At 41.7% G+C, this 13,674-nt stretch carries 8 protein-coding genes and 1 CRISPR repeat array (1 of these 9 cut by a window edge); of the genes, 7 read left to right on the top strand and 1 reads right to left on the bottom strand.

All coding sequences use genetic code 11. From position 1 onward, the window contains the following. Positions 1–74 precede the first annotated feature (74 nt). Both FTT71_RS06590 and FTT71_RS06585 read left to right on the top strand, forming a co-directional pair. The gene (locus FTT71_RS06590; RefSeq protein ID WP_179990252.1) at positions 75–1,355 is read left to right on the top strand and encodes a 3-deoxy-D-manno-octulosonic acid transferase; all 1,281 of its coding nucleotides are present in this window, start codon (positions 75–77) and stop codon (positions 1,353–1,355) included. Between the two features lie 2 nt (positions 1,356–1,357). Then, entirely contained in the window at positions 1,358–2,071 is a 714-nt protein-coding gene (locus FTT71_RS06585; protein WP_154320190.1) for a 16S rRNA (uracil(1498)-N(3))-methyltransferase, read from the top strand. On the opposite strand, the gene FTT71_RS06580 is transcribed toward FTT71_RS06585, so the two are convergent. Continuing rightward, positions 2,045–3,031: a mechanosensitive ion channel family protein gene (locus tag FTT71_RS06580; protein ID WP_131261199.1), complete on the bottom strand. Its 987-nt coding sequence runs from the start codon at positions 3,029–3,031 to the stop codon at positions 2,045–2,047. The genes FTT71_RS06585 and FTT71_RS06580 overlap by 27 nt on opposite strands. Before the next feature lie 468 nt (positions 3,032–3,499). Between FTT71_RS06580 and acs the strand changes: the two genes are divergently transcribed. From acs to FTT71_RS06555, 5 genes are all read left to right on the top strand, one after another. Beyond that, positions 3,500–5,443, top strand: coding sequence for an acetate--CoA ligase (acs, locus tag FTT71_RS06575; protein WP_131261198.1), 1,944 nt, complete (start codon positions 3,500–3,502; stop codon positions 5,441–5,443). Positions 5,444–5,636: 193 nt separating this feature from the next. Beyond that, positions 5,637–7,097, top strand: coding sequence for a DUF3375 domain-containing protein (locus FTT71_RS06570; protein ID WP_180160826.1), 1,461 nt, complete (start codon positions 5,637–5,639; stop codon positions 7,095–7,097). Between the two features lie 10 nt (positions 7,098–7,107). Further along, positions 7,108–7,941, top strand: a complete 834-nt coding sequence (locus tag FTT71_RS06565; RefSeq protein WP_180160825.1) for a DUF4194 domain-containing protein — start codon at positions 7,108–7,110, stop codon at positions 7,939–7,941. Next, positions 7,929–11,306 carry an ATP-binding protein gene (locus FTT71_RS06560; protein WP_180043483.1) on the top strand — a complete coding sequence of 1,126 codons (3,378 nt, stop codon included), beginning with the start codon at positions 7,929–7,931 and terminating at the stop codon, positions 11,304–11,306. Before FTT71_RS06565 ends, FTT71_RS06560 begins: the two co-directional genes overlap by 13 nt. Further along, the gene (locus FTT71_RS06555) at positions 11,299–12,495 is read left to right on the top strand and encodes a Wadjet anti-phage system protein JetD domain-containing protein (protein WP_004974289.1); all 1,197 of its coding nucleotides are present in this window, start codon (positions 11,299–11,301) and stop codon (positions 12,493–12,495) included. The genes FTT71_RS06560 and FTT71_RS06555 overlap by 8 nt, the downstream gene beginning before the upstream one ends. Positions 12,496–12,526: 31 nt before the next feature. Then, positions 12,527–13,674: direct repeats of the CRISPR family, unit length 28 nt; unit sequence CTTCTAAACCATCTGGGCGATGGCAAAC (it continues 2,120 nt past the right edge of the window).

Here is a 13,674-nt window from a genome sequence, read left to right as displayed (position 1 = left end):
AGCGCCACATGCAATTAACATGCGCGTGTGGCTCTGTTATATTTTGCCGATAATCTTTCTTTGGGGCGCATCTTTTGGCTACTCCATTTTGGTATAACGCAGCCTTGGCGCTGTTAAAACCGATTTATCAGTCACGTATTCGTAAACGTGCCGAATATCCTGAGCAATTACAACAAGAACTGCTTGAGCGTTTTGGCCCATTTCAGCCTGCTAAAAATTTACATGCCATTTGGTTTCATGTGGTGTCGGTGGGGGAAACTAATGCCGCACAACCTTTAATTGAACATTATTTAAAAGTGGGACATCCCGTTTTAGTCACCAATACCACCAAAACGGGGCAGGCACGCGCCAAATCATTATTTTTAAAAGCACCGTATTTAGATTTATTTCAAGCCGTGTATTTACCTGCCGATCAGGTGCATTTAATTCGTGAGTTTTATCAGAAATATCAGCCTAAATTATTGGCACTGGTCGAAACAGAATTGTGGCCTAATTTGATTGATCAGGCGCAGCATTTTCAAGTCCCGTGTTTGTTGATTAATGCGCGGCTTTCGGAAAAATCGGCCAAAGGTTATGCCAAAGTTAAAGGATTAACTCGCGGCATGTTGCAAAATTTGCAGCAACTTTTGGCGCAAGACTCTGCCACACAGCAGCGTTTTATCGCATTGGGGATGCCTGCCGAGCGTACAAACGTGGTGGGTAATATTAAATTTGATATTACTGCGCCAGAAGATTTTGTAGAGCAAGCCGCGCAGTTGCAACAGACTTGGCAATTGGCACATCGCAAAATTATCACCCTTGCCAGTACCCATGCGCCTGAAGAACAGCAATTATTGACTGCTTTGAAACCTTATTTCGCACAGCATCCTGAACTGTTATGTATTGTTGTGCCGCGCCATCCAGAGCGTTTTGATGAAGTGGCTGTGCAGGTGAAAAAACTGCAACTCAATATGCAGCGCCGTAGTTTGGCTGAAGCGATTCAACCCGAAACACAAGTGTATTTAGCCGATAGCATGGGTGAAATGTGGTTGTGGTACGCCTTAAGTCAGGCCTGTTATGTTGGTGGTTCGCTGAATGAACCTGGCGGTGGGCATAATATTTTAGAGCCTTTGGCCTTAAATGTCGCCACGGTATTGGGCAAAAATTATTTTAACTTTCAAAGTATTGTGGATGAGTTTGTTGCAGCAGAAGCCGTGTATGTGGTCGAAGATGCTGAACAAGCTGTAAATACGTTAACGCAATTGTTGTTTGAACCTGCGTTGCGTGCTCAGCTGAATCAAAATGCTCAAGTGATTATGTATAAAAATCGTGGCTCTTTGACTGAGCATATTCACGTGATTAATCAGTATCTTTAAATATGAATATCGTTTTGCTTGACCCTCGGCAGACCACAAATGAAGTGTGGTCTATTAGCGCCCAGCGCCAAGTGCAGCATTTACACACGCATGTCGGTGTACAAGTCGGTGACACCTTGAAAGTCGGGATTCGCGGTGGCAAGCGTTATTTGACCGAAGTGGTGGACGTTAGTGAGCAGCGGATTCAAGTCAAAGCCCTGTATGAAGAAGCTGTACCGAAAAAACTGCCTGTGACCCTGATTGTGGCTTTACCACGCCCTAAAGTATTACGTCGTTTAATTATGGATAGCGTGACGCTAGGTGTGGAAAAAATTATTTTACTGCACAGCTATCGAGTCGATAAAAGCTATTGGCAAACGCCTTTTTTACAGCAGTTGGATCAATATGTGACGTTGGGTTTGGAGCAAGCAGGCGATACCATTGCACCTGAGATCCAACTTTATAAACGCTTTAAACCCTTTGTGGAAGATGTTTTGCCCGGTTTGATTTCTGCCGATTGTTCTGCTTATGTGGCGCATCCTTATACCGATCAAGCTATGCCACATGCCATCCAACATCCATGCAGTATTGTGATTGGCCCAGAAGGTGGATTTATTCCCTACGAAATTGATTTGCTCGAAAAAAACGGCTGCCAAGCGCGGCACTTGGGCAACCGTATTATTCGTACTGAAACTGTGATTGCTTATGTTTTAGGGCGTTTGTTTAGTGCGGGCTGAATCATCTTCATTGACTGCTGCATCACCACGATAAACTTTCACTTCCTGCACAGGATAAGGAATCGAAATGTGATGTTCGGCAAACGCGGCAATCACCCGTTCCTGCACTTCACTGATGGATGCTGAAGTGGTGGTTTCCGTCGTATTTACCCACCAACGCACATTTAAATTAATCGAAAAATCGGCCAAGGCAGTGACATTGACGCTAAATGCAGGTTGGCTCAAGATTTTTATGTCACGGTCTAAAATGGCCAAAATAATATCTTTGGCTTTTTGTACGTCATCTTCATAACCAATACCGACCACAAACTCGCAACGACGACGGGTATAAGCCGTATTGACCGTTACGGCACTGGTATACACCGTAGCATTTGGAATCACGATTCGACGCCCATCGGGAGAGCGCAGGAAGGTGGCACGAATCTGAATATCTTCTACCGTACCTTCCATATTATTCACGATGATGTCATCACCAATTTTAAATGGTTCTCCAATCAAAATGAGCACACCCGATAATAAATTCTGGAAAATATCTTTAAAAGCAAAACCAATTGCCACGGAGCCTAGACCTAAAGCACTCATCAGTTGGCTTGGGGTAAAACCTGGAATTGCAATCACCATCGCAATTAGAAAACCAAAGAAAATAATTGCAGAGCTACCGACCCGATTCAGCACCAAAACCAAATTTTGTCGGGTATAGGAACGATTGTTCAGGGTCTTGCGAATAAACCATTTAAACAGTCGGGCAAGCAGCCAAAACAGAATCAGCACCACGGCTGCAATCATCAAATACGGCACACGTTCCCAAAATCCTTCCATAATTTTGTCGATGGTGGAGTAGGCGTCATTGTACTTGGCCGTATGATTGATCACGGTTTGCGTGGTTTTTTCAGTGGCTTCCTGCAACAGCTGACTGGTGTTTTCAGAAACTTCACTGAGTGAGGGTTTGGATTCTGCCACGATAATTCCGAATTCAAAATGAAGCGACTATTTTGCCTGAAAAACTCAATTTGGTTAATGAGCAATGCTTACTTGCCAGTATTTTAGACAACTTGGATAGAAGTGATGAGCGTACTATTTTGTAGCATTTAAACTGCGAGTTGTATGTGGTTTTATCTGTAAGACAGGGTCGCAGGTATGAATGATTGGCTGCGTAAAAAAATGTTAATACTCACGGTTATTAGACGATATTTTCTTTAAAAATAATGCAATGCGCAGTACAGTGGAATGTAAACCTGAAAGTATGAATGCAAGAATATGGCATTCGATCAACGCTTTGGCATGCTATTGTTTGTATAAAATTTATGCGACTAAAGCCGAATGGTGAGCCATAAAAAAGAAAGTTCATACTGTGAATATGCAGAAATAATAATCAATAACGTGGCATACATCTCGTGATGAGATGCAAGAACATCAAGGAAGTAGCAGATGAAAGACGTATATCCTGTTCCAGATGAATTTAAAAAGACTGCCCGCACCACTGAGGCAGAATATTTTCAACGCTATCAACAATCTATAGATGACCCTGATACTTATTGGGCAGAGCAGGCCCAACGCTTAGATTGGATTAAACCTTTTACCCAAGTCAAAAATACCAACTTTGACCCCGAGCATTTTAAAATTGAATGGTTTGCCGATGGGCAACTGAATGTCAGTGCCAATTGCTTAGACCGTCATTTAAAAGAACATCCGCATAAACCTGCAATTATTTGGGAAGGAGATCATCCATCTCGGCATAAAGTGGTTTCTTTTGCTTCTTTGCATGATGAAACCTGTCGTTTTGCCAACGTGCTGAAAAAGAACGGGGTGCAAAAAGGTGATCGGGTGGTGCTGTACATGCCAATGGTTTCCGAAGCTGCGATTGCCATGCTAGCCTGCGCGCGGATTGGTGCAGTGCATTGTGTGGTTTTTGGTGGTTTTTCTCCCGATGCTTTGGCTAGCCGAATTGAAGACTGTCAGGCCAAGTTAATTGTCACTGCAGACTCGGCCATGCGTGGTGGCAAGCCAATTTATTTAAAAGCCAATGTTGATGCTGCTCTAAAAGTAGCAGGTACCGACTGTGTGCAAAATGTGATTGTGGTGCACCGTACAGGAAATCCTATTGAGATGTTACCTGAACGCGACGTGTGGTATCACATGGAAATTATGTCGGTCAATGACATCTGCCCACCCGAGCCGATGAATGCCGAAGACCCATTATTCATTTTATATACTTCGGGTTCGACTGGAAAACCCAAAGGTGTTTTGCATACCACAGGCGGTTATTTGACCTATGTGAATAGCACGTTCCGAGAAGTCTTTGACCTGAAACAGGATGATGTGTTTTGGTGTACCGCAGATGTAGGCTGGATTACAGGGCATTCTTATGTCTTATACGGGCCATTGTCGAATGGTACATCTACCGTGATGTTTGAAGGGGTGCCGAACTATCCAAGCTGGGCGCGCACAGGGCATATTGTTGATAAACACAACATCACCATTTTATATACCGCGCCGACTGCCATTCGCGCCATGATGCGAGAGGGAGATCGTTTTGTACGTGAAAGTGACCGCAGCAGCTTGCGTTTACTTGGTTCAGTCGGTGAGCCAATTAATCCTGAAGCATGGAACTGGTATTACAACGTAGTAGGTGAAGGACGTTGCCCAATTGTAGATACATGGTGGCAAACCGAAACTGGGGGCATATTAATTTCAGCATTGCCGGGTGCAACGCCACTGAAACCCGGTTCGGCAACCCGCCCATTATTTGGCGTGCAACCTGCTATTGTCGATGCCGAAGGTAATGAACTGGAAGGCGCGACCGAAGGCAATTTAATTATGAAAGATTCATGGCCAGGGCAAATGCGCGGTATTTGGGGCGACCCTGCACGTTTTATTGAAGCGTATTTTTCGACCTATCCGGGTGCGTATTTTACAGGAGATGGTGCACGCCGTGATGAAGATGGCTATTACTGGATTACAGGGCGTGTGGATGATGTCTTGAATATTTCGGGGCACCGTTTAGGTACTGCGGAAATTGAAAGTGCCCTAGTAGCGCATGAAGCTGTGGCTGAAGCGGCAGTGGTGGGTATGCCCCATGAGATTAAAGGACAGGGGATTTGCACCTTTGTAACTTTGCAAGTTGGTACACCCGAGTCAGAGGAATTGCGTGAAGAATTAGTCAATTGGGTTCGCAAAATTTTGGGGCCTGTGGCAACGCCTGATGCGCTGCATTGGGCACCTGCTTTACCTAAAACCCGCTCAGGTAAAATCATGCGCCGTATTTTGCGGAAAATTGCAGCGAATGAATTGGATAGTTTAGGAGATACTTCGACTTTGGCTGAGCCGCAAGTGGTGGAGCATTTGATTGCAACGGTGTATGGGGAGAGGTAGGTTAAGGTTACTGTCACTGTACACAAAGAAGTTAGATAAGGTTTGTTTTTTTATTTTTTTCGATGAAGTAAGGTGATTGTTTATATCATCTTACTTTATGCGACAACTCGTGTCGTCTTGCTTGGTAATTTGCTTGGGTGATTAAAAAATAACTGTAGAATAAATAACCATCATACAGATGATGTGGAATGGCATGAATATTCTAGGGTTACAGGCCAAGTATCGGCGTTTATATCATGAAAACTCAATTTGGAAATTATTAAGAGCAGATAACGCACCACATATTTTAGCGTTCATTGTTGACTTATTTGCAGAACAAAATGAAGTCCCTTATGGCCGTGCAAGAAATGTCTTGGATGAGTTGATTAAATCTAGTCGTGAGCAGGGTATTTGGCAGACAGAAAATAATGCAGCGCATTATTTAAATCATTGGATTCATTCAGGCTGGCTCAGAGAAATAGATGGCAAGCTGAGTAAAACGGATATTAGCGAAACCGTATTACGTTTTTGTCAGGGCTTGGATGAGCGAGCAACCCATACCACAGCATCACATTTAAGAATTGTGCAGGATGCGGTTCGTGATTTTGTGGTCGCATTGAGTGAAAATATTGAAGAACGAGTGGAGTTGCTCGAACAAAAAAAATTAGTGATTCAAAATGAAATAGATGCTTTGTTGGCGGGTGTTGTTACACAATTAGAAGAATCAGAACAAAAAGAAAGAATACGAGAAATTTATCAACTTGCTTCCATTCTTACAGGCGATTTTAGACGGGTCGAAGATGAGATTCGTCTAAGAGATAAAGAGTTGCGTCTAGATATGATTAGTGGTGCTTATTCACGTGGAGAAGTATTGCTGAGCTTAATGGAAAAAGAGCAGTTGCTTGCCCAAAGTGATGCAGGCAGTGCTTTTGATGGGTTTTGTCAATTACTTCAGGATCAAGATCGTTCTACTGAGTTTAGAGAGCAGTTACGCAGTATTTTGAATCATCCTATTGCACAACAATTAAGCGAATCTCAACGTAAATATTTAGGTCAGTTAATGCGTGAGTTAGGACGCGAAAGTAGCCGAGTTTTCCAAGTCCGACGTCGTACAGAAGAAGGTTTGAGAGCTTATATTGAAAGTGGTGCAGCATTGGAAAACCGTTTGATTGATCAGTTTCTGTCGGAATTAGAAAAAAATGCAGTGGCGTTGTTGCAATCAGAGTGTGATTTAAAAACAGAAGTACAAGTGGATTTAGCCGTGGGTTCCATCCAGCTGAATTCGCCTGAAAGTCTTGCTTTAAAAAGTCCCACAGAACATATGGATACACGTGAGGTCGAAGAGCAACAAAACAAGACTGAACCTAGTGATCAGATGCTGAAGTACTTAGACAATGTACGGGTTCGTGCTGTTGCTGAAAAAGTATATCAAACGCTCGCACAGAAAGGGGTGATGAGTATTGCCCACTTAACACATGAACATCCTTTACAAGCGGGGCTTGAAGAACTTGTTGCTTATTTGCGTATAGCAAAAGCCATTAAAGCACCACAAATGCAGCATACCGAGCAAGTTGAACTTAAGGATCGTTCAGGTGTGCATTTGCAGGCCAGTATTCCAGTGTATTACTTGAGTGCAGATTTATTTCCCAAAAATATAGATGAGCTGGCACTTTAAGGAGATCGAGATGCAATCAGAAAATAAGATACAACAGCATGACAACTTCTTTGAAATGGTACGCAGACCATCTTCAAATTCAGAGAAAAATATAGAAATCCAAGCTAATCAGCCTGTAGAAGATTCGTTTCCTACAACTGGGGCAGAGGAACAACATGCAGATAATCAAACAGAGATGGAGCATGCTCAGGATCGTGATACAGATGCGCTTATGCCACATGCAGCCCGACGCGTATTGGTCTATCTCATGCGTCAAGGGGTTATTCTTGCAGCAGAAAACTTAAAACTTTTTGATTTATTGTGCCGATATGAAGCGGAAATTCGTAGACATTTGGCAGAGGTTTATATCCAGTTGGTTTTGGATGCCAAGAAAGGTGTAGCTTATATCATCAATCTCGAAAGTATTGAGGATGAACAGGAAGATGAGAACCAGCCTTTAGATGATTTTCCTGTACTGATACGAAAACGAACTTTGACTGTATATGACACCTTAATTTTACTTATTTTGCGGAAGTATTATCAGGAGCGGGAAACTGCGGGTGAGCAAAAAATTATTATTGATGTTGAGCGAATCAAGAGCAGTTTAATTCCATTTATTCCTTTAACGAATCATGACAGCAAAGATCGTAAAAAGCTAAATGCAGCATTAGAAAAATTTATTGAGAAAAAAGTATTAACGGGACTGCGTGGTGAAGAAGGGCGTTATGAAATTACGCCAATTATCCGCTATGTCGTGAATGCCGAGTTTTTACAAAGTTTATTATCTGAATATCAACAATTAGCAGCAAAGGCCAAGTTGCAGCAATCCGAACAAGAATATGGAGAATCATCATGCAAGAAATGACCCTCTCAACTTTATTTGCACAAGGCCAAATTCGCTTGTCAGAAATTTCAGTATTTAACTGGGGCTCCTTCCATAACTTGCATACAGCACGTATTGATCCTGAAGGGACACTTATTACGGGAGATAATGGTGCAGGTAAATCTACCTTTATTGATGGTTTAATGGCATTGTTACAACCTGCAAGTAAAGCTAGTTTTAACGTAGCAGCTGCGCAGGGCGATCGCTCAGACCGTACATTACTCTCTTATATGCGTGGTAGTTTTGGTTCAGAACATGATGGGGCTGGAACGCGAGTAAAAAATAAGCGTGAAAAAGCAGTGACAACAGCATTAAGAGCGCTATATACCGCTGATGACGGTTCGATGATTACTTTAATTGGATTGTTTTGGGTTGGACAAGGTCAACATTCGCTGAGTGAAGTGAATCGTTTATATATGATTGCAAGTCGTAATGTGCAACTGACTGAAGTGTTAGAAAAATTTGCAGACGGTAATACTCGCCAGCTAAAACAACATTTTAATCCTAAAACAGATGCACGCGTGCATTATTTTGATAGCAAATTTGAAGACTATCAGGAGATGTATCGTAAATATTTATTTATGGATAATAAAAATGCACCTGCGTTGTTATCACGTGCTTTAGGCTTAAAGAAAATTGATGATTTGACTAAATTAATTCGCGAGTTGGTTTTAGAACCAAGCCAGGTTCGTGCTTTGGCACAGACTGCAGTAAATGAGTTTGCTGACTTAGAGGCAAACTATAAGCATTTGGTAGATGCGCGTGAACAAGTCCTACATTTACAGAAATTACCTGAGTTAGCTGTTCAAATAACAGCGTTAACTCTGCAACTGAATAATCTACAGCTCGAAAAACAAGCTTTTCCTGCATATTTAGGTGAATTGTATGTTCAGTTTTGGACTGAAAAAATACATCAGCTGGAGCAAGAGATACAGCGATTACATACGCAGTTTAAGCAATTAGAACAACAAGAACATGATGCGGAAAAACGACAAGAGCGCTGCCATGAAGACTATTTACAAGTAGGCGGTAATCGGATTGAAAACTTACAAAAAGAGCTAGAACTGATACAGCGTCAGTTAAAGCAATTAACCATAGAGGCATCGCGCTATCAGGAAGATGCTCAGCAATTACAATTGCAAGATGATTTAACCGAGCAAAATTTAATTGATAACCAAAAAATAGCCCATGAGCAGCTTCTAAATATTGGGCAAGAGAAAACCCAACGACAAGATGAGTTTGCTCAAGTCAGTAGCAAATACGCACAAACGCAACAGCAACTGAAAGAAACTCAAAGCGATATTCAGGAAATAGAAACCAGACCTAATAGTAATATTCATGATGTACATTTATTGCGTTTAAGAGATGAGCTTAGACAGCACTTAGATTTTGATGAACATGAATTAATGTTTATTGGTGAGCTCATTGATGTAAAAGAGGCTGAAAAAATCTGGCAAGGCGCAATTGAACGAGCATTAGGTGGTTTAAAAACAACGTTATTGGTGCCGAAAGATCGTTATTCGATGGTCACTCAATGGGTGAATGCGCGTCATAATAAAACCCATGTGCGTTTACAGGTGATCCATCTTGATGCTACAGAAAGTGTGTATTTTAAAGAAAATGGTTTTCTGCGGAAATTGGTTTGGCGAGAGCATCCATATCGTGATTGGTTAAAACAACATCTGCTTCGCTTTGATCTGCAATGTGTGGCAGATACAACAATCATGAATACAACGCCTTTTTCTATGACACAACAGGGCTTAATTCATCGTGAGCAAGGTCGTTTTGAGAAAAAAGATCAACAGCGGATTGATGATCGAAAAATTTGGTGTTTGGGATTTTCCAATACTTCACGTTTAAATTTATTAAAGCATGAAGCGAAACAACTTGAGGTACAGTTGGAACAGTATGCCTTGAGTGTTGCACAATCGCGTAAGGTGTTAGATCAGGTAACACAGCATAAGAGTTTGTGGGAGCGAATGTTACGTTACCAATGGGATATGATAAATATTCCTTATTGGACAGAGCGCCAGCAACAGACCAGCAATGACTTGCAGCATTTACAACAGGCAGATACCAATATTGAACAAGCTCGACAACGTTGGGAGCTTGCAAAAGAGGAATTAAAACAACTACAGGAACAGAAAGGGCAGTTACAACACACTTGGGGGCAACTCAAACAGAAACTCAGTGATGCAGAAAAACAACAACAACAAGCGCAAAAGGCAGCAAACCAAGGTGTCCCAGAACAAGCCAGAGAACTGTTGCTACAGCGTATAGGAGAAACACCTCGGTTGGAGGATGCTTATCTTACTGCTGTGGAAAAAGAGCTAGAGCGTTTAATTGAACATACCAGCAACCAAAATACCTCAGCAAAAAATAGCGCAACGTACATTATTGGTCAGTTTCGTGGCAAGGATAAATGGTCACATATTGCATTACAACGTGAATGGGCAGTTGGTTTGGCCGCATTGGATGATTGCGTTGCCTATTTTCATGAACTAGAAAAGGAAGGTTTGCCTGCCTTAGTTGAACAGTTTGAACAGCGTCTGCAAAAACATACCATGCAGTCTTTAAGTGTGATTCAGAATCGCCTTGAGGCAGATAGAGAAGAAATTACTGACCGTATTGCCATAATTAATCAGGTTTTACGGCGTACAGAATTTAAGTCTGGCAGCTATCTAAGACTAGGATACAAAAAGGAAAAGTATCCACACGTCATAGATTTTGAGCAAAAACTAAAATGGGTCGTATCTAGTATTAATAGTATTGAATATGAACAACGTTTTAAAAAGTTAGCTGAATTAATTTCTATTTTAGAAAAAGCGAGTAACTCGGTTACAGCGCATACTTTTGAAAGCCAGCGTTTACTTGATCCTCGTCATCAAATGTCTTTCTATGCAGAAGAAGTCGATTTGGCTACAGAAGAAATACGAGATGTTTTGGAGTCATCGAGTGGTAAATCTGGCGGAGAAAAAGAATCATTTGCTGGAACCATTGTGGCAGCGAGTTTGGCTTATGTATTAACACCAGACGGCTATGATTATCCAATCTACAGTACAGTGTTTTTAGATGAAGCTTTTTCAAACACAGCTGAAGCGGTTAGTCGTCGAGTACTCAAAGTATTTAAGGCGTTGAAAATTCATGTCAATTTAATCACACCTTATAAAAACTTGAATTTAGCGCGTGAGTCAGCACGTTCTTTATTAATTGCCGAGCGTGATATTGAGAAACATGAAAGTCATTTATGTGAAATTACTTGGCAGGAAATTGATGAAAAAATGGCGCAAAAACAACAGCAACTGCATAGAGAGGCACAACAGTTTGGGGTGCAGTTAGATGCCTAAAATTGAGAAGTGGGGATTACTTCCAAATACCGTTTTGGGTATTTTGCATAAAAAAGAATGGGAAAATCGTCGAAATTTAAAGCAGCGGTTGTTAAATCAACGTCCTTTTCCAATCGAAATTTCACTGAAAGTGCCCACAGACCAACAAGCTAGAGATAATTTGGGTCATTTTCATGCTTTTTTTAAAGCGTGGACAGATTTTGCTTATCCTGAACTGGTTGAATGGCAAGAACGGCAGTATCGACAACTTTCAGAACAACGTGTTCCAGTAAAGTTACGAATTTTTTCTTTACAGCAGCTTACTGAGCTTTTAGGAACAGAGCAACAACTTGAAAACTGGTTGGATAAAATATCCAGCTTTTTGAAGCAGTCTTTTGTGCATGATCGTCATCAGCACCGTTTATTTCAAACTTTAATTCATCATTTAGAGCAGATAGAACGCTATAGCCAACAAGAATGGCAATGGTTGATTCAGCTGATTGAACAGCTGAAACCGAATATGGGGGCAGGGCTTTATTTAAGGGCCTTGCCATTAAGCGCTGTAAACACGAAGTTTCTTGAGCAGAACTTATTGCTGACGGAGGCAATTTGCAATGTACTTTATGATGATGAGATCGTACTGGCTGGAGGGTTGTTGGCATGGCTAGATTGCTTAGATAGCCCCAAAGGTTGGTTGACGATCAAACCCGTCTGCCCAAATGTGCAGGAAAAATTGGGAGGACTCCCCGTTTTTCAATTGTCCACAGAGGTGCTAGATCAATTTGAGTTACCTGCGGAACGAATAATTGTAGTTGAAAATATTCAGTCAGGTTTAGCGTGCCCTTACTTGGAAAATAGTATTGTGGTTTGTGGTGGGGGTAAAAATATTACATGGATGAAGGCCAAGTGGTTACAGTATAAACAGGTTTTTTATTGGGGAGATATCGACTCTGAAGGTTTAAATATTTTAAGTATGGTTCGGCAAAAAATTCCACACGTGATTGCTTTAATGATGGATGAAGCCACAGTGTTACAGTTCCAAAATCATATGGTGGATGAACCAGACTCTATTTTTAGTGAGCCACAATATCTCACTGCTGACGAGTTAAAATTATTTCATGATTTGCGTGCACAGACATTTAAAAATAGGCGTTTAGAGCAAGAGCGCATTTCGGTTGATTGGGTGCATCGTTATTTAGAGTTACTTTGAAAATTAATTTGATTGATAATAAGGGGTGTAATGTTTAAACCATCTAGGCGATGGCAAACAATTGAAAATTCGATGCCGCTTTAGTCGTTTTCTTCTAAACCATCTAGGCGATGGCAAACCATGGTGCGAGCCAAAGACTGATGACTGGCGACTTCTAAACCATCTAGGCGATGGCAAACTTGCAACTTTGGTACAGGATGCTATCAGCAAACTTCTAAACCATCTAGGCGATGGCAAACGAACAGCGCATGGAGAAAGAGAAATCGGAAAACTTCTAAACCATCTAGGCGATGGCAAACGTTTAGCCACCTTGGCACAAAGGTTGCAGCAGCTTCTAAACCATCTAGGCGATGGCAAACGAATCTGTTCAACTGGCATGACTCCAGGAGCTCTTCTAAACCATCTGGGCGATGGCAAACTAGTTGTTGCAGATCTGCGCACGGCTCAAGGACTTCTAAACCATCTGGGCGATGGCAAACTTGATGCTTTGGCTTTAAAAGTGGCTGAGCTTCTTCTAAACCATCTGGGCGATGGCAAACATTTGACACAAAGGCGCATAACTAAGCGTTAACTTCTAAACCATCTGGGCGATGGCAAACGTTTAGACCCTCAATGTCTGAGTAAACTTGTCCTTCTAAACCATCTGGGCGATGGCAAACGTTTTCAATGTGCTGCTCAACGTGCAGACTTACTTCTAAACCATCTGGGCGATGGCAAACTACATGATTTTATCTTGCTTGCGCTCAATACTCTTCTAAACCATCTGGGCGATGGCAAACGTTTTGGACTTGGCTAGAATGATTGGTCACAACTTCTAAACCATCTGGGCGATGGCAAACGTATGATGAATCGTGATTATATGATCTCGGCTCTTCTAAACCATCTGGGCGATGGCAAACTCACCGTACCAGTCGTTGTACCGTTGCCATCTCTTCTAAACCATCTGGGCGATGGCAAACATCAAACAAGAAAACGACCATTTGCGTTCGATCTTCTAAACCATCTGGGCGATGGCAAACTACTGCAAACCCTAATGTTGATATTACAGGTTCTTCTAAACCATCTGGGCGATGGCAAACTTTTTGACTCTCTAATTCATGAATATCATATACTTCTAAACCATCTGGGCGATGGCAAACTTGGAGTGGTTTTAAAGGTTTCGAATTCGATACTTCTAAA

The sequence above is a fragment of the Acinetobacter sp. YH01004 genome (assembly GCF_013420455.1).
GTDB lineage: Bacteria > Pseudomonadota > Gammaproteobacteria > Pseudomonadales > Moraxellaceae > Acinetobacter > Acinetobacter towneri.
The sequence above is the reverse complement of the archived record's forward strand: the minus strand, read 5'-3'. Positions and strand labels throughout refer to the sequence as shown.